This is a genomic window from Janthinobacterium sp. HH104, from assembly GCF_001758715.1.
Lineage (GTDB): Bacteria > Pseudomonadota > Gammaproteobacteria > Burkholderiales > Burkholderiaceae_D > Janthinobacterium > Janthinobacterium aestuarii.
In genome coordinates, this window is record NZ_LRIB01000034.1 from 14,004 (window position 1) to 34,995 (window position 20,992).

Genomic DNA, 20,992 nt, shown 5'->3' on the forward strand with positions numbered 1-20,992 from the left:
TAGGGCGTAATCCGACACCAGCGGTCACGAATAATCGGCGTCTAGTTCCGAACCCGCATAATTTTCCAGGTCCTCGAACAGGCTCTTCATGCTGGCCCGCGTGAGGATTTTATGCACGACGGTGCAGCTGCGGCGGTACGACTCTATACGGTCGAGCAGCACCGGGTGGTGCTGGACAGGCACCTTGGCCACCAGGGCGGCCCAGCCCTCCTCGAAATCGGGCTTGTTCTTGCGCACGGAACGCACAAAGCGTTCAAACTCCTTTTGACCCGTGCGCGCGATGATGCGCCCGCCGCCTTCGATGGCGAAGATAATGGCCAGGGCGATGACGCCCTCGGCATTCAAGTCGCTGTCGCTGACCGGGCCGTTGTCATGGTGGCGGCGCAGCCAGCTTGCCAGGCGCACGACGGCTTGCACTTCCTTGCGCTGTTGTAACTGCACTGCATACTTTTCATAGCCGGCCCAGTTCTGGTTCGGGTCGGCCTGGCAAATATCGATGAACAGCTCGCGCAGGCGCCGCTGCAGGTAAACGGGATCCTGGTCGTATTCGCCGACGAGGGCGTCTTCGGGCAGCTGCGACAATTCCTTGATCAGACGAAAGCCCACCTGGAACGCGTGCTCGGCGCCGTGCTCGACGAGGAAATCGAGCGCGGCCTGGTCGCCTTCATGCGTGACGGCCTGTTCCAGGCCCAGGGACACGCCACCCACCGTCAGGTACAACGCTTTCTGGATGCCGTCGGCCGTCCGTTCATTCGTGAATTTCTCGGCCACCATCGCCGTAATACCCGTCAATTCGTCGGCCAGGTTCAGGGCCGCGTCCTCGCGCGGGTCGCCCGGCAACAGTTTGATGGCGCGCACGAGGCGCGGAAGATTCTCTACAACAATTGCTGGCAGCATTAGACGTTCCCTGCTTTCATTACGAGAAAATGCCCGTGCCCAGGCTGCGGCGCGTGCTGGAGCGCGGCGCGCTGCGCGTGCTCGGCACTTGCTTGCGCAAGCGGTACAGCAATTCCTTGGTGCTCCGCTGCAACATGGTCGGTTCTTCGTCCGGGTCGTCCGAGTATTCCGCGTCGGCCAGGTCGGCGCTGTGGCGGAAGTCGGGGAACAGTTCGAACAGCGAGCGGTCCCAGCCGTCTTCATTCGCTTGCGCCAGCTCGATGGCCAGCGGCACGACGTCGTTGTCGGACGAGGTAACGCCCGTCACGTACGGTCCCTTGATGACGATCTCGCCCGCCACTTCGAGGATTTCCTTCGGTGCCATCGAGAACAGGATGGCGAACGCCGTGGCGCCCCAGTCGGTGGCGGACGCTTCGAGCAGCAGCTCGCGGCGGCGCTCGGCGTCGTCGGTGGAAAACACCACGCCGTGGATGTGCGCGAACAGGGCTTCGGCGATGCGTTCCGGATCGTCCTCGATCTGGTCGTCGCTCCAGGTGGCGGCGATGAAGGCCAGGCTGTCGGCCCACGCCTTCGGCGGCACCAGCAGGGTTGCCAGCGACATCTTGCCGCCGTCAAAGCCAGCCAGGTGCAGCGCCGTTACCTGTGGCGGGATCGCGCTCAGCACTTCCACCACGGCCAGGTCGCCGTACAGGTCGGCCGCGTCGGCAAACGCCTGCTCGGCGTGGCCCAGCGAACCGGACAGCACCAATTCCGTGACCTGTTTCGTCAGCGCGGGAAGATTGCTCTTTTGTTCCGTGTTATCGGCCATGGTCATCTCCATCCTGGTCAAACATCTGGGCGAAATCGTCGGTGGCTTCGTCTTCGTCGTGATCGTCGTCGCCGTCGTCATTGGCGGCCAGCTGGTCGAGCGACTGGTCGTCGTCGTCCCACAGGCGCGGATTCTTGTGCAGGAAAGCCGTGATGATGGCCTGGCGCGCCAGGTCGGGGAAGCTCTCTTCGATGGCGGCGTACATCTTCGCCGCTTCCGGCGCGGCGCAGGCGGCCATGGAAAACACGCGGGCCGGGTCGCCGAACTCGTAGTCTTCGCTTTCGGCCAGCAAGCCTTTCGGGTCGCTGAAGGTGATGTGGTCGACCAGCGCGAAGGCCAGCATGTTCACGTCTTCGATGCCGCCGCCGCTCGCGTATTCGCCGACCAATGCATCGACCATGCTCTTGTAATTCTTGCGGTTCGGCGGGTCGCCGAGGATGCCTTCGATCTGACCTTCCAGCTCGCGCGACTGGTACGCGAATTCAGGGTGTACTCTTCTCATGCTGTGCTTTCCAATGTAATGCGCGGCGCTGATAAAAGCGCCGTTGTTGTTGTTTTCAAGTAATTCGGGCCGGCTGATGCGGGCCGCATCGTTTTAGTCGGCAGGTAATACTGTGCCATGTAAACGAAACACGCCGCACCACAGCGCATACGCTTCCGCTTCCGGATCGATGATGATGCGGTGGTTCACGCTCTGGTCGTATTCGGCGCGCTTGGCCGGGTCGGCCAAGATTTCATACGCCTTGGTGACGCTCTTGAAGCGCGCCTCGGCGCCGGGGGCCTGGTTGCGGTCGGGGTGGAAGCGCATGGCCAGCGAACGGTAAACCTTCTTGATTTCATCGTCGCTGGCATTGGGCGCGACACCGAGGACGTTATATAAATTTTCCATAAAAGGCTCCGGGGTCACGTTTTTCTACTAATTAAAGGCGAATTATCCTATAGAACGGCGTCGGCGTCGCTTGCATGCCGGGAAATGGGGGTAAATACGTGCTTATAAAGCGCTTGCGGTACGGTAAAATGCTTTTTACTGTCACTCTTCCGCATTGATCAATGAGCAACGATAAACTGAATACCGCCGCGCCAGCGCTGGCGCCCAATTTCTTGCGTAACATCATCGAAGCCGACCTGGCTGCCGGCGCCCACGTGCGTCCCGGCCTGCCCCAGGTGATCACGCGTTTCCCGCCGGAGCCGAACGGCTACCTGCACGTGGGCCACGCCAAGTCGATCTGCGTCAACTTCGGCCTGGCGCGCGATTACGCCGGCCAGTGCAACCTGCGCTTCGACGACACCAATCCGGCCAAGGAAGAGCAGGAATACGTCGACACCATCATGGACAGCGTGAAATGGCTGGGCTTTGACTGGGAGCCGAAGCAGGCCGATGGCCAGAGCCACCTGCACTACGCGAGCGACTATTTCGACCAGCTGTACGCGATGGCCGAGTACCTGATCACGGCCGGCTTTGCCTACGTCGACAGCCAGAGCGCCGAAGACATGGCCGCCAACCGCGGCAATTTCGGCCAGGCCGGCAAGAATTCGCCGTTCCGCGACCGTCCGCGCGACGAATCGCTGGCCCTGTTCCGCGCCATGAAAGCGGGCGAATTCAAGGACGGCGAGCACATCCTGCGCGCGAAGATGAGCGAAGATGCCATGAGTTCGCCGAACATGAACTTGCGCGACCCGGCCATCTACCGCATTCGCCATGCGCACCACCACCGCACGGGCGACGCCTGGTGCATCTATCCGATGTACGACTACACGCACCCGATCTCGGACGCGCTGGAAAACATCACGCATTCGATCTGCACCCTGGAATTCCAGGATCACCGCCCGTTCTACGACTGGCTGCTGGAAACGCTGTCGGCCGGCGGCTTCTTCGCCAAGCCCGTGCCGCACCAGTACGAATTCTCGCGCCTGAACCTGACGTACATCGTCACCAGCAAGCGCAAGCTGCGCCAGCTGGTGGAAGAAAACATCGTCGACGGCTGGGACGACCCGCGCATGCCGACCCTGGTGGGCATGCGCCGCCGCGGCTACACGCCGGAAGCGATCCAGCTGATGTGCGAACGCACGGGCGTGACGAAATCGGACGGCTGGATCGACTACAGCGTGCTCGAAGGCTGTTTGCGCGAAGACCTGGACCCGAAAGCTCCGCGCTCGGTAGCCGTGCTGCGTCCTTTGAAACTGATCATCGACAATTTCCCCGAAGGCGAAAGCGTGGAATGCACGGCGCCCGTGCACCCGCACTTCCCCGAGCGCGGCTTGCGCACCTTCCCCATCTCGCGCGAGCTGTGGATCGAGGAAGACGACTTCATGGAAGTGCCGAACAAGGGCTATTTCCGTCTGTATCCGCCGATCGACGACAAGCCGGGCAGCCGCGTGCGCCTGCGCTACGGCTACGTGATCGAGTGCACGGGCTACGACAAGGATGACAACGGCAAGGTCATCGCCGTGCATTGCACCTACTTCCCGGACAGCAAGTCGGGCACGGAAGGCAGCTCCAACTACAAGGTCAAGGGCAATATGCACTGGGTCAGCGCGCCGACGGCGATTGCCGCCGAAGTACGCCTGTACGACCGCCTGTTTACGGACCCGCAGCCCGATGCGGGCGGCAAGGACTTCAAGCTGGCCCTGAATCCGCTGGCCAAGGAAGTGGTGCAAGCGTGGCTGGAACCGGGTGCGGAACTGGCCCAGCCGGAAGAACGCTTCCAGTTCGAGCGCCACGGCTATTTCGCGGCCGACCGCGTCGACAGCCAGCCTGGCAAGCCCGTCTTCAACCGTATCGTCACCCTGAAAGACAGCTGGCAGCCCGCCAAATAAAGGCTGACGGCACACGAAAAAACCGCTTCGGCGGTTTTTTTTCGTTTCAACGAGAAATATTGCTTGTTGACTATAATAACGATAATTTTGTATATTAAGCAGCTATTGAGCAATTTGCAATTTTAATAGTGCTTGTACAACGCAGCCTAGCCTCCGCCGCCCAGGCGGCACCCGATTCCTCTTCCTGATGCGGATGGCGATGTCTTCTACTGCCGGCGAACACCCCTTATCTGCTGAAAAAAGGCCGCAGTGGCTGCTCGGCTTCGTGATGTCGACGATGGTGGGCCTGCTGTTCTATATGGCCGCCTCGCTGTCGATCGAAAACGATGCCAGCGAGCTATTCAACAATCTGGCCCGCAATACCCAGAAAAACATCGAATCGCGCGTCAAGTCGTATGCCAACCTGCTGCGCGGCACGGCCAGCCTGTTCCACGCCAACGAACACGTGAGCCGTGAGCAATTCCACCGCTACGTGGCGAACATCGCGCTGCAACAGAACTATCCGGGCGTGATGAACCTCAATTACAGCCAGGAACTGGACGAGACGCAGCGCGCCGCCGTCGAAGCGGCCATGCAGCGCGACTATCCGCCCGGGCGCGACGGCTATCCGGCGTTTGCCATCCATCCGCCCGCCCCGCGCGCGCACTATTCCGTGCTGGTGTATATCGAACCGATTGCCAGCGCCCCTGAAAAATATGGCTATGACATCGCCTCGCGCCCCCTGATCGCCGAAATGCTGGCGCAGTCGCGCGATTCTGGCCACATCAGCAATTCCGGCGTGCCCGTGCCGATGCAAGGCCGCCCCCAATTGACGGGCATGGCCATGCGCCTGCCCGTGTACCGTTTTGGCATGCCGGTCGATACGGTGGAGCAGCGGCGCGCGGCGTACCAGGGTTCCGTCGGCATCGGCTACGACCTGGTGACGATGATGCGCAGCGCGCTGGCGGACATGCCGGTACGCAACGTCCGCCTGACCCTGTTCGATATCGGCCCGCAGGCGCGCGCACCGCTAGACTTACCGCACGACATGCGCCCCATCTTCGACAGCACGACGGCAGGCATGCATGCGCCATGGTGGCTGCCCGGCAATTCCGGCCGCTACCTGAGCAGCACGATGCTGATCGAACATAATAGCCGCGTGTGGCAAGCACTGTTCAGCGTGCGCAAGAGCGACCTGTATACGCGCTTCGACGCCTTTTTGCCCTGGCTGGCCCTGCTGATAGGCTTTGCCAGCACCATGTTGCTGTACATGCTGTTCCACACTCTGGCATCGTCGCGCCGGCGCGCCATCCAGATGGCGAACGGCATGACGGAGGAATTGCGCGCCAGTCAGATCCGTCTGCAGCTGTCGCACCAGAAACTGCGCCGCTTGGCGGCCCATGCCGACCAGATCAAGGAAGAAGAGCGCAAGCGCATCGCGCGCGAAATCCATGACGACCTGGGACAGAACCTGCTGGTGCTGCGCATCGACGCAGACATGCTGGCCTCGCGCACGCATCGCCGCCACCCGCGCCTGAATGCCCGCGCCCGCTCGACCCTGGAACAGATCGACGCCACCATCAAGAGCGTGCGGCAGATCATCAACGACTTGCGCCCTACCGTACTGGACCTGGGCGTGAATGCGGCCGTCGAATGGCAGGTGGCGCAATTTCGCCAGCGCACGGGCATCGCCTGCGAAGTGAGCGAAAGCCATGACGACATTTGCCTCAGCGACCAGTGCGCGACGGCCCTGTTCCGCATCCTGCAAGAGTCGCTCAGCAACATTTCCCAGCATGCCCATGCCAGCCGCGTGCAAGTCAAGCTGGAAAAGTGCCGCGATACGGTATCGATGAGCATCAGCGACAACGGCGTGGGCGCTGCCATCGACGGGCGCAACAAGCTGGGCTCGTTTGGCCTGGTGGGCATCGAGGAGCGCATTAAGTTGCTAGGCGGCACTTTTTACATCGAAAGCAGTCCCGGCGCCGGCATGAGCGTGCACGTCAGCGTACCGCTGGGCGCGGACGCCACCGCATTTCCCTACCAGGAAGAAAGCCGGGCCAGCAATTGACAGGCGCGCGCCCGCATGAAGCAAGCTCAGCTTGCATATTTCGTAATTAGATGCAATATTAATGTGGAACAACTCAGCGCCCGCCCGCCATGGGCCAGGCATTCCTCGACTACTTGCCAGGAGTACGCACCCGCCGCTTTCCCTTGTTTCACCGTATTTCCCACAACGCTCTTTACAAAAGGACATTCATGGATACGAACGACAGTTTCAAGGCAATTGCCGATTTGAATTTGGACGCGATCAAGGTCAAGCTGATGCACCGCGAGTCAGGCGAAGGATGGAGCCTGGAAAAGGCGAATGCGGTGGAATTCGAATACCGCCGCTTCCTGATCCTGATGAAACAGTTTCCGGAAGAAGAAACGGCGCCACTGATGGACGTCGATACCTTCTGGCACTACCACATTCTCGACACCCTGAAATATGCGGCCGACTGCGAACAGGTGTTTGGTTACTTCCTCCATCACTTCCCCTACATCGGCTTGCGCGGCGAAGACGACGAAGCGGCGCACCATCGCGTGGGCGAGCGCATGAAGCAGCTATATGAGCAAACGTTCGGAGAAGATTATATCCGCACGGAGACGGCGTATTCGGGTCGCGCCGTACAGGCGGCGTATTCGGGGCGGGCTGTGCAGGCTGCGTATTCGGGACGGGCTGTCCAAACAGCATTTTCCAGTGCGGCGGTACAGGCAACGGCCTACTCGGGCCGGGCTGTGCAAACGGCGTTTTCCAGTGCGGCGGTGCAGGCGACGGCGTATTCGGGCCGCGCGACCGGGGCTGCCAGCACCGCATTTTCCAGCGCGCCTGCCTCACTTACCGCAGCGGTGGTCAAGTCGTCTTCGACTGGCCTGGAAATGGGGCGCTTCTATGTCGATCGTCCGGTATTGAACCGCGACCCGCAATAGAAAAGCGGAAAACAGATGTGGCTGCCGCACGCGGCAAGCCTGACTTACCCAGACGGCACCTCTCAGTTTGCCGTCTGTCAGGCGCTCTTAGGCAGCCATCAACTCGCGCAGTTCACGAATGCTGAAATCGCTGATTTCATGCATGCGGATGAGGATCGTGGCGCCGATCGGCAAGGTGTTGTGACGAATCTTGCTGATAACAGGTGGCGCCACTTCCAGAGCTCGCGACAAAGCGGCATCGTTTTTCAGTTGCAGCTTGTCGATGATCGCATCGAGGACGCGATTCGGGTTGTAGGTAGGCAAAGAGGTAATTTGTTTGAGAGACATGATCAAAAATCCGTACTTGTTGTATTAGGGCAATAAAAGACAGAATGTCTCTTCCGCACTAATTCAGGGTAAACACACTAAAAAGCGCCATCACTTATGCGGCTTTTACGCCACAAACAATATAATACACGCTATTGTTGATTTTTGCGTAACTTAGAGCAAAATTGTGATAATTGAAGAGAATTGACGCACTTGGAATGTGCTAGAGGATAACTCAAATCGGAAAAATTTGCTGCACGTCATCAATTTTTACGATGAGCAACACCGCTATGCATGAGCCAGGCTATGGCCATGAGGGTGCCCAGGCGAGCCATTTCTGCGGATAAATGCCAGCCTTGCGCGGCCACGCCGGCCGGGGTGGCAAGCGGGCAAGTGCATGGGAAATCGTCCGCGCGGCACCAGGCCAGTTGCCGGCGAATTTCATCGGGCGGTGGTGGGGGTTGCAGCGCATGTTCGCGCCGGCGCATATAAGCGCGCACTTGCTCCTTGCTGGGGTGACTCGTTGCTCGCATGGCTCGCTCCTGCTGACGGGAAACAACGTCACGCTGGTTGTAGATGCAGAGCCCGCCACAAGAGCCCAGACGCGTGACGACATTGCTCACCATATCGCCAGCGCGCCATGGCGCGTTTGCGGTGCATCAAATGGCACGGCCCCGGTGTTGCGCCGGAACCCGTACTGCCCCACGGCCTGCTTCCGTCTTATTTCTTTTGCTGGCGCACGCGCTGTTGCTGTTTTTCCTGCGTTTGCTGGCGGTTCTGCTTGCGCTCGAACAGGGTGACCGCATCTTTCTTGGCTTGCTCGACGGTACGCATTTCTTCATGCGCATCGTGCGGGACGAAAAATTCGGCGTCCTGCGCCGCCACGACCAGCTTGATGGCGGCTTCGTCGTCGAGGTCGTACAGTTCCGTCAGGACGGTGGTGACCTCGTCCAGGTATTCTTCGTAAGTGAGGGTGCTCATGCTGTCTTCCTTAAGTGAGTGGCGCAGCGCGGGAACGGCGCGCTGCGCGCCGGCCCAGCAAAGTGCGCAGATAACCGGCCATTTTACCCGATGCCGGCGCCATCGGCGGACAGCGCCCGCAAGGCATCGGCCACGCGCGCGTAGCGCAGGCGCACGCCCAGCTCGCGCTTGATGCGCGTATTGTGCAATCGGCGCGATTCGGACATGAACGACAACAGCATCGGCGTGACCACTTGCCGCAGCTCGGCACGGGGCAGGCGCGGCGGGCGCGGCAGGCCGAACGTGTCGGCCACGGCATCGAAATACTCGGCCATCTTGAGTTCGCTGTCATCGCTGGCGTGATACACGCGTCCCGGCTTGCCGCGCCACAAGGCCCGTTCGATGATGCGCGCCAGGTCGTCGGCATGGATATGGTTGGTGTACACATCGTCATCCGCGGCCAGGGCCGGTGTGCCTTCGCGCAAGCGTTTCAAGGGCAAGCGGTCGTCGGCATAGATGCCGGGCACGCGCAGGATGACCACCTTGGCGCCGCGTCGCGCGCCCCAGCCGCGCAAGACCTGTTCGGCGTCCACCCTCCGCTTCGCGCGCGCATTCGCTGGCGCCGTCGGCCGCGTTTCATCGACCCAGGCGCCAGCGCAATCGCCATACACGCCGCTGGTGCTCACATACACCATGCGTGCATGCTCGGGTAAAATGGCGGCCAGATTGCGCGTGCGCCGGTCCAGCAAGCCCGACGACAGGGGCGGCGCCAGGTGCACGATCATCGTCGCCAGTCCCGCCAGCCGTTTCAGGCTGGCGCGGTCGTCGAGGTTAGCCACGATGGGCACGGCGCCGGCTTCCCGCAACTGCGCGCAGCGCGCCGGCTGGCTGGTGACGGCAAAGACGCGAAAGCGCGCGCGCAGCAGGGGCAGCAAGCGCATGCCGACGTCGCCGCAGCCCAGGATCAGCAGGCGCGGCAAGCCTGACGGCTTGCGCAAAGAGTGCATTAACATATTTTTCATCTCAAGGATTGTATGACTTTTCAAGTTACTGTTCAGCCCAGCGGCCACCAGTTCAGCTGCGAAGCGGACGAAACCGTGCTGGCGGCGGCGATACGCGCCGGCGTGGGCTTGCCGTATGGCTGTAAAAATGGCGCCTGCGGTTCCTGCAAGGGCAAAGTGGTTTCCGGCACCGTCCAGCACAAGGCGCACCAGCAGCGCGCCCTGACGCCGGAAGAGGAAGCGGCCGGTTTTTCCCTGTTCTGCTGCGCCACCACGGACGCCGACCTCGTCATCGAAGCGCGCGAAGTGGCGGGCAGCAGCGACTACCCGATCAAGAAAATGCCGTCGCGCGTGACCACCATCGAAAAAGTCGCGCCCGACGTCGTCGTGCTGACCCTGCAGTTGCCGGCCAGCGAGCGCCTCAACTACCGCGCCGGACAGTATATCGAAATCCTGTTGCGCGACAACAAACGCCGCAGCTACAGCATGGCCAGCGCGCCCGCCGACGGCGGCCCCGTGACCCTGCACATCCGACACCTGCCGGGCGGCCTGTTCACGGACCAGGTATTTGGCACCATGAAGGAGCGCGACATCCTGCGCTTCGAAGGCCCGATGGGCACCTTCTTCCTGCGCGAAGATTCCGACAAGCCCGTCGTGCTGCTGGCCTCGGGCACGGGCTTTGCCCCCCTGAAAGCCATCGTCGAACACATGATCAACGAGCGCTCCACGCGCCCGATCACCCTGTACTGGGGCGGCCGCCGTCCGCATGACCTGTACATGGATGCGCTGTGCCGCCACTGGGCCGCCGACTTGCCGCAGTTCACCTATGTGCCCGTCGTGTCGGACGCCCTGCCGGAAGACGCGTGGGAAGGCCGCACGGGCTTCGTGCACCAGGCCGTTATCGCGGACTTGCCCGACCTGTCAGGCCACCAGGTATATGCCTGCGGTGCGCCAGTGATGGTCGATTCGGCCCACCGCGACTTCGTGCAGCTGTGCCAGTTGCCAGAAGACGAGTTCTACGCCGACGCTTTCACCACGGAAGCCGACCTGGCCAAGTAAGCGTCACTGTCCAGACAGCGGGGCGCGGCTGGTGCGGCGCCCGCTGCCACCACCGCTCTACCCCGCTGCTTCCTGGAAATTTCATGTCTCTCGCCTCTGCCGGCAACGGCTTCAGCATCCTGCGTCACCGCAACTTCGCCTTTTATCTTTCCGCCCGCGTGCTGGGCACGGTGGCCGTGCAGATGCAAAGCGTGGCCATCGGCTGGCAGGTGTACCAGATCACGGGCAGCCTGTTCGACCTGGGCTTGATCGGCCTGGCGCAGTTCGCCCCCTTCCTCGTCTTGATTTTGCCGGCAGGCCATGTGGCCGACCGCTACAACCGCCGCAACATCATCGCCTGGTGCCTGGCGGCACAGCTCGCTTGCGCGCTGGCCCTGCTGGCGTTCACCCTGAGCGGGCTCTCCATCGTGTGGCCCGTGTTTGCCGTGCTGGTGCTGTTCGGCAGCGCGCGCGCCTTCATGATGCCGGCCACGCAAGCCGTGCTCGTCAACATGGTGCCCACGCAACACTTCAGCCGCGCCGTCGCGCTCAGCTCATCGAGTTCTCACGTGGCCATCATCCTGGGCCCCACCTTGGGCGGCTTGCTGTATTACTTCGGCCCCAAGGTCGTGTATTTGATCTCGTCCGCGCTGCTGGTCGTGTCCGTCCTGCTGATGCGCGCCACCACGCCCGCGCCGCAGGTGGTCAAGCGCGAACCCGTCAGCTGGCATACCCTGCTCGAAGGCTTGCGTTTCGTCTGGTCGAAACCCATCGTGCTGGGCGCCATTTCACTCGACCTGTTCGCCGTGCTGTTCGGCGGTGCCACGGCCCTGCTGCCGGCGCTCGCGCACGACGTGCTGCATATCGGCCCCAGCGGACTGGGCCTGCTGCGCACGGCGCCCGGCGCCGGCGCGGCCCTGTGCTCGATCGCGCTGGCCATCTTCCCCATCACGCGCAGGGTGGGCCCATGGATGTTCGGCGGCGTGGCCGTCTTCGGCCTGGGCACGCTGGTGCTGGGCAGCACCAGTTATTTCCCGCTGGCGCTGGCGGCGCTGTTCCTGATGGGCGCCGGCGACATGGTCAGCGTCTACATCCGGCATCTGCTGGTGCAGTTCGAAACGCCCGACGAAATCCGCGGCCGGGTCAGCGCCGTGAACGCCGTCTTCATTGGCGCCTCGAACGAGCTGGGCGAATTCGAATCGGGCCTCACGGCCGGCTGGTTCGGCCTCGTGCGCGCCGTGCTCTTCGGCGGCGCCGCCACCCTGGCCGTGACGGGGATCTGGGCCGTGCTGTTCCCCGTGCTGTCGCGCATGGACCGCTTCCCCCACCACGAGAAGGAAGCGGCCGCCAGGACGGCCACCACGGCGGCAACTTAAGCGCTAAGATGCGCTATCCCAACAGATGCATCCTGGCACCATGAAAATCACGCTTCCGTTCCGCAGCTTCATCCGCAGCCGCCCCCACCTGAGCCTGGCCACGGCCATCGGCGTGGCGGCCGGCCTGCTGCTGCCTGCATCGTGGCAACAGATGACGCGGTTGCTGACGGCGTGGAACGTGGCCGTCTGGTTCTACCTGGCGACGATGGCCTGGATGATGATGCGCGCCAACCACCACCGCGTGAAAATGATGGCGGCGCGCCAGGACGAGCGGGCGGCAACAGTCTTGTCGGCCCTGTCCGTCGCATCCGTGATGAGCCTGGTGGCCATCGTCTCGCAGCTGTCTTCGATGAAAGACCTGGCACCGGACGAGCGCGCGCTGCACTACGGCCTGACGATCCTCACCCTGGTCGGCTCCTGGTTCCTCGTCGGCACCCTGTTCTGCTTCCACTACGCCCACCTGTATTACCAGGCCGATCCCGCACTGCGCCCGTTGAAATTTCCCGACGACGAGCAAAACCCCGATTACTGGGATTTTCTGTATTTCGCCTTCACCATCGCCGTGGCCGTGCAGACGTCGGACGTTTCCGTGCAGACGCGCATGATGCGCCAGATCGTGCTGGGGCAGTCCGTGCTGAGCTTTTTCTTCAACCTGGTCGTGCTGGGGCTGTCGATCAATATCGCCGCCGGTCTGATCAATGGTTGAAATAATTTCGTGGTGGAAACTTGACCTGGCTGAAGGGTTAAGCTCATCTTAATCGTGCGCACCCTCTTGAAATACTGGAAAGAGGAGTAAGATAAGTTCCATGCACAGAGGTCATGTGCATGGGGCAGCAACCAGGCCGCAGCACGCCTGAGATGGGTTTTTTTTGAATTGACAGGAGTAAGCATATGCAAATCAATATTCATACCGACAGCACCATCGCCAACACCGCTGGACTGAACGAACATGTGCAATCCGTACTTGAAAGCGCACTGAGCCGCTTCCGCGACAACCTGACCCGCATCGAAGTCCACATCAGCGACACGAATGGCCCGAAAGGCGGCGCCGACGATATTCGCTGCGTCATGGAAGCACGCGTTGCTGGCTACCAACCGATCGCCGTGACCGAACAGAACGCCACCGTGCATCAATCCGTTGCCGGCGCCACTGACAAACTGAAACGCGCCATCGATAGCGCCTTGGGCCGCCTGCAAGACAGCAAGCGCCACGCCACCGGCAAGAATGCCTTGATCGATACGGCCGAAGCGGAAGAAACCGCCGAGTAATTCCCCACCTGCAGGATTTTCAGAGACTGAGGCAGCCGTTCAAGGCTGCCTTTGCACATCTGGACCCGCCTTCCTGCGCGACAATATCCATAGCAGAACAGCAAGCATTCCGGCGTATTAACACCGCAATGAAATAATTGTCGTATTTCTCACAGTAAGTGACATCAAGCAAGCCTTTGGCGTTACAGCCAAGGCCGCTTTACGCTATCATGAAGCTACCGGCCCTCTGCTCGCGCGCGCCGGCTTTTTGAAAGTGTGATTGTGGAACAGATCGGCAACTTCGGCGCTTCAGGCTGCAACATCGGCGATTTACAGCTATTTCGCGATGGGGCGGATAGCCAGACGGCCGCCATGCTGGCGCCCTGCCCCGTCATGCGCCTCGAAGCGGGCGAAGCCATTGCCGACACACAGGGTACTTGCCTATACATCGTCCTGCGCGGTTCGCTGGCCGTGGCCGCCGACATCCATACGGGCATGGATGACGGCACCGTCAGCAAGGTCTTGCCCGGCGAAAGCGTGGGCGAACAATCGGTGCTCGATGAAGCGAGCAACCTGGCCGCCATTTCCGCCCTGGAAGAAACCGACTTGCTGGTGATCGACGCGGCCGTCGTCTGGGAATTGATCGAGCAATCGAACGGCCTGGCGCGCAACCTGCTGCGCCTGCTGTCCTTCCGCATCCGCGCCGCCAACGCCTTGCTGCGCCGCCGGCAGAAACTGGGCGAGTTTTACCGCCAGCTGTCGATGGTCGACAGCCTGACGGGCCTGTACAACCGCGCCTGGCTGACGGATTTACTGCCGAACATGATCGTCACGGCCCACGCCAGCGGCTCGCCGCTGTCGCTGGTGATGATAGACCTCGACCATTTCAAGCGCTTCAACGACACGCACGGCCACCAGGCGGGCGACCAGGCGCTGCGCATCGCCGCGCAAGTGCTGGGCGCGGCCCTGCGGCCCACGGATTTCGCCGTGCGCTACGGTGGCGAGGAAATGATGGTGATCTTGCCCGATACCAACGAACACGTGGCCCTGCGGGTCGCCGAACGCTTGTGCGAACGCATGCAGCAAGCCGTCATCTTCGCCGACATGCGCAGCGCGCTGCCGCACATCACGGGCTCGTTCGGCGTGTCCAGCCTGGCGGCCGAACAGGATGACCATGCGCTGATCGCGACGGCCGACGCGGCGCTCTACCGCGCGAAGGCAGGCGGACGCAACCGGGTCATGCTATAGCTCAGGCAGCCTTGCTGTCGGCCGGCTTGGTCGCATCCGGCTTGGCAGCGTCATCCTTCTTGCTGCTGTGCGCGGCGATGAAATCCGCATAGCCCTTCTGCACCAGTTCATACGTCTTGTCGATATTGCCGGCGATATCACCACCCAGCACTTTCAAGCCTTCCAGGATATCGCGCGCTTCCTTGAAGCCTTTTTCCATGCCGCCGCTGATGGTATCCATGAATTTTGTCAGAGCCGCATCGTCATCCAGGTCGGGATTCTGTTTCTTGAAGGCGTCAAAAAACCCGGTCGACAGCGATACAATGCGGCTCGCCGTCGCTTCGGCGCTATTATCCTGCGACGCCGCGTTCTGGATCGCGTCGTCGCCGTACTGGCCTTTCAGCGCTTCATTAATGTTGGTGATGGCCGTCTTGTACAGCAGCGCCAGCGGCTCGTTCTCGGAACCGATCGACACGTTCAGCGACGCCTGCATGATGGAGGCGTTCAATTGCAGCTTCGTGCGGTCGTTGACGCTCATTTCAGCGTTGATGCCGTCCTTTTGCTGGACTTTCTCGTCCTTGCCGGCAACGCCCGTACTGACGGAAGTCACGGAAGGGTTGGAATTGCCGCCTGCGGCGATGGGAATTGACACGATAGACCTCCTTGAACGGGCAATGTATGCCACCATGCGGGAAACGCGATGATGACCATCCTCTCGTGTAGTATCGGCAGGTTTTCAGAAAACTGTAGCAGCGGCGCGTTTACGGCCCGGATAACCAATCAAGTAACCAAGTAATGACCATCAATGACTAACCAGACCTTTCTTTGGCACGACTACGAAACCTTTGGCGCCCAGCCGCGCCGCGACCGCCCGGCCCAGTTTGCCGCCATCCGCACGGATGCCGAACTCAACGAGATCGGCGAGCCGATCATGCTGTATTGCCAGCCAGCCAATGATTTCCTGCCAGACCCGCAATCGTGCCTGATCACGGGCATCACGCCGCAGCAGTGTCTGCAGCTGGGCGTGCCCGAACACCAGTTCGCCGCCACCATCGAAGCGGCCTTTTCGGAGCCGGGCACCATCGGCGTGGGCTACAACACCATCCGTTTCGACGATGAAGTCACACGTTTCCTGTTCTGGCGCAACCTGATCGACCCGTACGCGCGCGAATGGAAGAACCATTGCGGCCGCTGGGACATCCTCGACGTCGTGCGCATGACGCACGCGCTGCGCCCGGAAGGCATTCAATGGCCGAAACGCGACGATGGCCAGACCAGTTTCAAGCTGGAACACTTGAGCAAGGCCAACGGCCTGGTCCACGAAGCGGCGCACGATGCGTTGTCGGACGTGCGCGCCACCATTGCCCTGGCGCGCCTGATCAAGCAGAAACAGCCGAAACTGTTCGAATTCTGCCTGGCCCTGCACAAGAAGGACAGGGTCGCCAGCGAAATGGGCATGCACCTGGCCGCCGGCGAGCGCCAGCCTTTCCTGCACGTGTCGGGCATGTTCCCCGCCGAGCGCGGCTGCGTGGGCGTCGTCTGGCCGCTGGCCACGCACCCGAGCAACAAGAACGAGATCCTCGTCTGGGATTGCGCCTACGACCCGCGTGAACTGTTCGAACTGGACGCCGACACCATCCGCACGCGGCTGTTCACGCGCAAGGAAGCCATGCCCGAAGGCATGACGCGCCTGCCCGTGAAAAGCGTGCACCTAAACAAGTCGCCCATGCTGGTCGGCAACCTGAAAACCTTGTCGCCGGCCATGGCCGCGCAATGGGGCATCGACGTGGACGCGGCGAAGGTCAACGCGCAATTCGCCGCCACGGCGCCGAACATGGACGCGATCTGGGCCGAAGTGTTCCAGCGCCCGGGCGCGAATGTGGCGCTGGACGTGGATGAGGATCTGTATAACGGTTTTGTCAGCAATGACGACCGCCGCCTGCTCGAATCCTTGCGCCGCGAAACGCCGGCAAAGCTGGCCACGGCCCGCCCCTCGTTTGCCGACGAACGCCTGCAGGAATTGCTGTTCCGCTACCGCGCCCGCAATTTCCCGCAAACGCTGAGCGAAGCGGAAAGCCTGCGCTGGGAACAGCACCGCGCCGCCCGCCTGTTCGACGGCGACGGCGGCGCCCGCACCATCGAGATGCTGTTTACGGAAATCGACGTGCTGTCGGAATCGGTGGATGAGCGGGGAGAAGAGATTTTAGGCGAGCTGTACGACTACGCGGAGATGGTGGCGCCCATGCGCGACTGAAAGAGGGCGCGAGCCGGGTAGGTCGGATTAGCGGGCAGAAGGCCCGCGTAATCCGACAAGATTGTTGACGTTACCTGTGTGTCGGGTTACGGCCGCTGGCCTAACCCCACCTACATTTTTGATGGATGGTGCTTAAACCGAACGATGCTGATTGATCGCATCGCGCGTTTCAATGGCCACGCGACGCGCCGCGTCGGCAAAATCTTCGCCCGCTTGCGGCGTGGCGTAGATGATGGCGCGCGACGAGCTGATCATCATGCCCATGCCGTTCGCCGTCTGGCCCGCGCCGACGGTGGCGGCGATGTCGCCTCCCTGGGCGCCGATGCCGGGCACCAGCAGCGGCATGTCGCCGACGATGGCGCGCACTTGCGCCAGTTCTTCAGGGAAAGTGGCGCCGACGACGAGCGCGCACTGGCCATTCTTGTTCCATTTGTCGGCCACCAGGCGCGCCACGCGCTGGTACAGCGGTTCGCCGTCCGTATTCAGAAATTGCAGGTCCGAGCCGCCCGGGTTCGAAGTGCGGCACAGGATGATCACGCCGCGGTCTTTCCACGCCAGGTAGGGATCGAGCGAATCTTCGCCCATGTAGGGATTCACGGTGACGGCGTCGGCGCCGTAGCGCTCGAACGCTTCGCGCGCGTATTGCGTGGCCGTCGCGCCGATGTCGCCCCGTTTCGCGTCGAGGATCAGCGGGATGTGCGGGTAGTTCTCGCGCACGTAGCGGCAGATGTCTTCCAGCTGCTTTTCCGCGCCCAGCGCGGCAAAATACGCGATCTGCGGCTTGAAGGCGCAGGCCAGGTCGACCGTGGCGTCGATGATGCGCGTGCAAAAGGTGGTGATTCCATCAGGCAAGTCGCGCAGTTCGGCCGGCAGTTTCGCCAGGTCCGGGTCCAGGCCTACGCACAGCAGGGAATTATTGGCCGTCCACGCGGCGGATAATTTATTGATGAAATTCACGGCACACCTTCTCTATATTCAGTTGCAAACCCCGTATTGTAACGCGGCATGGACCCGGGAAGGCAGGCAGGGGCGGCGGCCAGCGCTTATTAAACCGACATTGCGGGCCGTTTCAGGTATATTTGCCTCACCTCCTTTACTCTGCACGGAACCCATCATGCAAATCACCAATCAATTCACCAAATGGCTGCGCCTGGCCCTGAGCGTCACCGTCCTGGCCGGCATCCTGACGGGCTGCGGCTACAACGAATTCCAGAGCAAGGACGAAGCCACCAAGGCCGCCTGGGGCGAAGTGGTCAACCAGTACCAGCGCCGCGCCGACCTGATTCCCAACCTGGTCAACACCGTCAAGGGCTATGCCACGCACGAACGCGAAACCCTGGAAGCGGTGACCAAGGCGCGCGCCGCCGCCACCAGCTTCCAGATCACGCCCGAAGTGCTGAACGACCCGGCCGCGTTCGAAAAATTCCAGCAAGTACAAGGGCAGCTGTCGTCGGCCCTGTCGCGCCTGATGGTCGTGTCCGAAAAATACCCTGACCTGAAGGCCGATACGAGCTTCCGCGATTTGCAGTCGCAGCTGGAAGGCACGGAAAACCGCATCACCGTGGCGCGCCAGCGCTACATCGTTGCCGTGCAGGATTACAACGTGCATGCGCGCAGCTTCCCGAACAACCTGACGGCCATGGTCTTCGGCTACAAGGTCAAGCCATCGTTCACGGTGGAAAACGAAAAAGCCATCTCGACCGCGCCGACCGTCAACTTTGGCAAATAAGATGAAAGCCTGGTCTTATCTGGCGGCGCTGGCGACGGCGCTGCTGCTGTGGACGATGCCGCCAGCCGGCGCGCAGGGCTTGCAGCCTGTGCCGCCGCTGGCGGCGCGCGTGACGGACAACGCCGGCATGCTGGACACCAAGCAGAAAGCGGCGCTGGAAGGCGTGCTGGCCGATTACGAAGCCAAGACGGGCAGCCAGATCGCCGTGCTGCTGGTCAAGAGCACGGAACCGGAAGCCATCGAGCAGTACAGCATCCGCGTGACGGATGCCTGGAAGCTGGGCCGCAAGGGCGTCGATGACGGCGTTCTGCTGATGGTGGCGAAGGACAATCCATCGTCGCTGCGCCGCCTGCGCATCGAGGCGGGCCGCGGCGTGCAGGGCGTGCTGACGGATGCGCAATCGAAACGCATCCTGCAAGACGTGATCGCCCCCCATTTCAAGCAAAACGATTATTACGGCGGCCTGGTGGCCGGCGTGGGATCGATTGCCACCCTGCTGAACCAGGAGCAATTCCCCGCACCGGCCCAGCAGAAGGCGCCGGCCACGGTGGACGCGGGCGGCATGACCTTCTGGCTGCCGCTGCTGTTCTTCGGCTTTCTCGTCGTGCTGACCCTGTTCCGTTCGCGCGGCGGGCCTAACCGCCTGCAGCGCGGCAGCAACTGGTCCAGCGGCGCCACCGGCGTCGTGCTGGGCAGCATCCTCAGCCAGGCCCTGAACAACCGGGGCGGCGGTGGCGGCTTCGGCGGCGGAGGTGGTTTTGGCGGTGGCGGTGGCGGCGGTGGTTTCGGTGGCGGCGGCGGCGGATTTGACGGCGGCGGCGCCTCGGGAGATTGGTAATGACGAAACAACTGACATTCGGACAGCGCTGCGGACGCGCCTTGAAACATTTGCGGGGCACGCCGGCAACGGCGCGCCAGGCGTTTCCGGAACGCACCCTGAAAGCCATCGAGACGGCGATTGCCGACGGTGAAACGATGCACCGGGCCGAAGTGCGCCTGATCGTCGAAGCGGCCCTGACGCCAGGCATGGCCTACCAGGGCGTGAGCAACCGCGAGCGGGCGCGCGAACTGTTCGCCCAGTATGGTGTGTGGGATACGGAAGACAACGTTGGCGTGCTCATCTACATCAACCTGGCCGAGCACCAGGTCGATATCGTTGCCGACCGCAACGTGGGCCGCCGCGTCACGCCGGAACAGTGGCAAGCCGTATGCCGCACGATGACCAAGGGTTTCAAGGATGGCAATTACCACGACAGCACGCTCGATGCCTTGCAGCAGTTGAATACTTTGCTGCAAAGCCACTTCCCCGCTGACGGTACGCGCGGCAACCAGTTGCCGAACGAACCCATTCTCCTCTGATTCCTGCCCAGGGATTAAAATCTGCCCATTGCCGCGCAAGCCCGTGGCCTGGGCAGCGCCCCTATTATTCGCCGAGGAGCACACATGAAACTGATCAATAAAACCGCCATCGTCACGGGCGCCACGCAAGGCATCGGCCTGGCTTGCGCCACCCGCCTGATCGCCGAAGGGGCGCAAGTGATGCTGGTCGACATCAAGGAAGAAGGCGCGCAAGCGGCCGCGGCCCTCGGCCCGCAGGCGCACTTCTTTTGCGCCGACGTCAGCCAGAAGGCGGACGTCGATGCCATGCTGAAGGAAACGCTGGCCCAGTTCGGCCACATCGATATCCTCGTCAACAATGCGGGCGTCACGCACGCGGCCGATTTCCTCGACGTGTGCGAAGACGATTTCGACCGGGTCATGCGCATCAACCTGAAATCGATGTTCCTGTGCGGCCAGGCCGTGGCGCGCGAGATGGTCAAGCGCAACAGCGGCTGCATCATCAATATGTCCAGCGTGAATGCGGAACTGGCGATCCCGAACCAGGTGCCATACGTGGTGTCGAAAGGCGCCATCAACCAGCTGACCAAGGTCATGGCCTTGAACCTGGCACCGCACGGCGTGCGCGTGAACGGCATCGGCCCGGGCACCATCCTGACGGAACTGGCCAAGCAAGCGGTGCTGTCGAGCCCGCAGGCGCGCCACACGATATTGTCGCGCACGCCGCTGGGCCGCTGCGGCGAGCCGGAGGAAGTGGCCGGCATCGCAGCCTTCCTGGCCAGCGACGACGCCACCTACATGACGGGCCAGACCATCTATGTCGATGGCGGGCGCATGGCGCTCAACTACACGGTGGCCGTGAAGGAATGAGGGCAAGACGAGGCAGTTATATCAAAAAACGATAATGGTTATCTGAAAAGACCATTAGACACATATCGTGCGACGCAGCATAATGCACCTGTCTCCACTATTCTCCTCCAAGAAAATAGTTTTAAGCCCGCTTTCACCAGCGGGCTTTTTTTTTTGCTATCAGTCCTGAAACAT

The 20,992-nt window shown here is 61.9% G+C and carries 23 protein-coding genes; 13 read left to right on the forward strand and 10 right to left on the reverse strand.

Features of this window, described 5'->3' with window-relative positions; all coding sequences use genetic code 11:
• Nucleotides 1-24: 24 nt before the first annotated feature.
• The 4 genes from JAB6_RS13695 to JAB6_RS13710 form a co-directional block, all read right to left on the reverse strand.
• Nucleotides 25-897 (reverse strand): hypothetical protein, encoded by an 873-nt coding sequence (locus JAB6_RS13695; protein ID WP_034759925.1) that lies wholly within the window; start codon nucleotides 895-897, stop codon nucleotides 25-27.
• Nucleotides 898-916: 19 nt separating this feature from the next.
• Complete coding sequence (locus tag JAB6_RS13700) at nucleotides 917-1,705, reverse strand: hypothetical protein (RefSeq protein WP_034759928.1); 789 nt, start codon at nucleotides 1,703-1,705, stop codon at nucleotides 917-919.
• Entirely contained in the window at nucleotides 1,695-2,207 is a 513-nt protein-coding gene (locus JAB6_RS13705; protein ID WP_034759931.1) for a hypothetical protein, read from the reverse strand. Before JAB6_RS13705 ends, JAB6_RS13700 begins: the two co-directional genes overlap by 11 nt.
• 93 nt (nucleotides 2,208-2,300) lie before the next feature.
• The gene (locus JAB6_RS13710; RefSeq protein ID WP_010395442.1) at nucleotides 2,301-2,594 is read right to left on the reverse strand and encodes a DnaJ domain-containing protein; all 294 of its coding nucleotides are present in this window, start codon (nucleotides 2,592-2,594) and stop codon (nucleotides 2,301-2,303) included.
• 161 nt (nucleotides 2,595-2,755) lie between these two features.
• On the opposite strand from JAB6_RS13710, the gene JAB6_RS13715 reads away from it, so the two are divergent.
• The 3 genes from JAB6_RS13715 to JAB6_RS13725 all read left to right on the forward strand — a co-directional run bounded on the left by JAB6_RS13715 (nucleotide 2,756) and on the right by JAB6_RS13725 (nucleotide 7,471).
• The gene (locus tag JAB6_RS13715; protein WP_070303273.1) at nucleotides 2,756-4,522 is read left to right on the forward strand and encodes a glutamine--tRNA ligase/YqeY domain fusion protein; all 1,767 of its coding nucleotides are present in this window, start codon (nucleotides 2,756-2,758) and stop codon (nucleotides 4,520-4,522) included.
• A 199-nt stretch (nucleotides 4,523-4,721) separates the two neighbouring features.
• A complete protein-coding gene (locus JAB6_RS13720) occupies nucleotides 4,722-6,569 on the forward strand; it encodes a CHASE domain-containing protein (RefSeq protein ID WP_254671612.1) in 1,848 nt (615 codons plus the stop codon).
• Nucleotides 6,570-6,757: 188 nt separating this feature from the next.
• Complete coding sequence (locus JAB6_RS13725) at nucleotides 6,758-7,471, forward strand: glycine-rich domain-containing protein-like (protein WP_070303274.1); 714 nt, start codon at nucleotides 6,758-6,760, stop codon at nucleotides 7,469-7,471.
• 87 nt (nucleotides 7,472-7,558) lie between these two features.
• Here the strand turns inward: JAB6_RS13725 and JAB6_RS13730 are convergent, their stop codons facing one another.
• From JAB6_RS13730 to JAB6_RS13740, 4 genes are all read right to left on the reverse strand, one after another.
• The gene (locus tag JAB6_RS13730) at nucleotides 7,559-7,798 is read right to left on the reverse strand and encodes a hypothetical protein (RefSeq protein WP_029496207.1); all 240 of its coding nucleotides are present in this window, start codon (nucleotides 7,796-7,798) and stop codon (nucleotides 7,559-7,561) included.
• 242 nt (nucleotides 7,799-8,040) lie between these two features.
• Nucleotides 8,041-8,403, reverse strand: a complete 363-nt coding sequence (locus JAB6_RS28440) for a hypothetical protein (protein ID WP_083292716.1) — start codon at nucleotides 8,401-8,403, stop codon at nucleotides 8,041-8,043.
• A gap of 94 nt (nucleotides 8,404-8,497) precedes the next feature.
• The gene (locus JAB6_RS13735; protein ID WP_034759943.1) at nucleotides 8,498-8,758 is read right to left on the reverse strand and encodes a hypothetical protein; all 261 of its coding nucleotides are present in this window, start codon (nucleotides 8,756-8,758) and stop codon (nucleotides 8,498-8,500) included.
• 83 nt (nucleotides 8,759-8,841) lie between these two features.
• Nucleotides 8,842-9,759: an SDR family oxidoreductase gene (locus tag JAB6_RS13740; protein WP_070303275.1), complete on the reverse strand. Its 918-nt coding sequence runs from the start codon at nucleotides 9,757-9,759 to the stop codon at nucleotides 8,842-8,844.
• 12 nt (nucleotides 9,760-9,771) lie between these two features.
• Here JAB6_RS13740 and JAB6_RS13745 point away from each other — a divergent pair, with 12 nt between their 5' ends.
• From JAB6_RS13745 to JAB6_RS13765, 5 genes are all read left to right on the forward strand, one after another.
• Nucleotides 9,772-10,797 carry a CDP-6-deoxy-delta-3,4-glucoseen reductase gene (locus JAB6_RS13745; RefSeq protein ID WP_070303276.1) on the forward strand — a complete coding sequence of 342 codons (1,026 nt, stop codon included), beginning with the start codon at nucleotides 9,772-9,774 and terminating at the stop codon, nucleotides 10,795-10,797.
• 83 nt (nucleotides 10,798-10,880) lie between these two features.
• Entirely contained in the window at nucleotides 10,881-12,152 is a 1,272-nt protein-coding gene (locus tag JAB6_RS13750) for an MFS transporter (RefSeq protein WP_070303277.1), read from the forward strand.
• A 40-nt stretch (nucleotides 12,153-12,192) separates the two neighbouring features.
• Entirely contained in the window at nucleotides 12,193-12,858 is a 666-nt protein-coding gene (locus tag JAB6_RS13755; protein WP_034760363.1) for a DUF1345 domain-containing protein, read from the forward strand.
• Between the two features lie 185 nt (nucleotides 12,859-13,043).
• On the forward strand, nucleotides 13,044-13,421 hold the full coding sequence (locus JAB6_RS13760) for an HPF/RaiA family ribosome-associated protein (protein WP_070303278.1): 378 nt from the start codon (nucleotides 13,044-13,046) through the stop codon (nucleotides 13,419-13,421).
• Between the two features lie 261 nt (nucleotides 13,422-13,682).
• Entirely contained in the window at nucleotides 13,683-14,648 is a 966-nt protein-coding gene (locus JAB6_RS13765; protein ID WP_034760367.1) for a GGDEF domain-containing protein, read from the forward strand.
• A gap of 1 nt (nucleotide 14,649) precedes the next feature.
• Here the strand turns inward: JAB6_RS13765 and JAB6_RS13770 are convergent, their stop codons facing one another.
• Nucleotides 14,650-15,279 (reverse strand): DUF5610 domain-containing protein, encoded by a 630-nt coding sequence (locus JAB6_RS13770; protein WP_254671615.1) that lies wholly within the window; start codon nucleotides 15,277-15,279, stop codon nucleotides 14,650-14,652.
• A 153-nt stretch (nucleotides 15,280-15,432) separates the two neighbouring features.
• On the opposite strand from JAB6_RS13770, the gene sbcB reads away from it, so the two are divergent.
• Nucleotides 15,433-16,881: an exodeoxyribonuclease I gene (gene sbcB, locus JAB6_RS13775; RefSeq protein WP_070303279.1), complete on the forward strand. Its 1,449-nt coding sequence runs from the start codon at nucleotides 15,433-15,435 to the stop codon at nucleotides 16,879-16,881.
• A gap of 132 nt (nucleotides 16,882-17,013) precedes the next feature.
• Here the strand turns inward: sbcB and pyrF are convergent, their stop codons facing one another.
• Nucleotides 17,014-17,838 carry an orotidine-5'-phosphate decarboxylase gene (gene pyrF / locus JAB6_RS13780; protein WP_070303280.1) on the reverse strand — a complete coding sequence of 275 codons (825 nt, stop codon included), beginning with the start codon at nucleotides 17,836-17,838 and terminating at the stop codon, nucleotides 17,014-17,016.
• A gap of 157 nt (nucleotides 17,839-17,995) precedes the next feature.
• Between pyrF and JAB6_RS13785 the strand changes: the two genes are divergently transcribed.
• The 4 genes from JAB6_RS13785 to JAB6_RS13800 all read left to right on the forward strand — a co-directional run bounded on the left by JAB6_RS13785 (nucleotide 17,996) and on the right by JAB6_RS13800 (nucleotide 20,818).
• Nucleotides 17,996-18,610: a LemA family protein gene (locus tag JAB6_RS13785; protein ID WP_070303281.1), complete on the forward strand. Its 615-nt coding sequence runs from the start codon at nucleotides 17,996-17,998 to the stop codon at nucleotides 18,608-18,610.
• 1 nt (nucleotide 18,611) lies between these two features.
• Nucleotides 18,612-19,448: a YgcG family protein gene (locus JAB6_RS13790; protein WP_070303282.1), complete on the forward strand. Its 837-nt coding sequence runs from the start codon at nucleotides 18,612-18,614 to the stop codon at nucleotides 19,446-19,448.
• Nucleotides 19,448-19,969 (forward strand): TPM domain-containing protein, encoded by a 522-nt coding sequence (locus tag JAB6_RS13795; RefSeq protein WP_070303283.1) that lies wholly within the window; start codon nucleotides 19,448-19,450, stop codon nucleotides 19,967-19,969. Before JAB6_RS13790 ends, JAB6_RS13795 begins: the two co-directional genes overlap by 1 nt.
• Before the next feature lie 84 nt (nucleotides 19,970-20,053).
• Entirely contained in the window at nucleotides 20,054-20,818 is a 765-nt protein-coding gene (locus tag JAB6_RS13800) for an SDR family NAD(P)-dependent oxidoreductase (protein ID WP_070303284.1), read from the forward strand.
• Nucleotides 20,819-20,992: the final 174 nt, after the last annotated feature.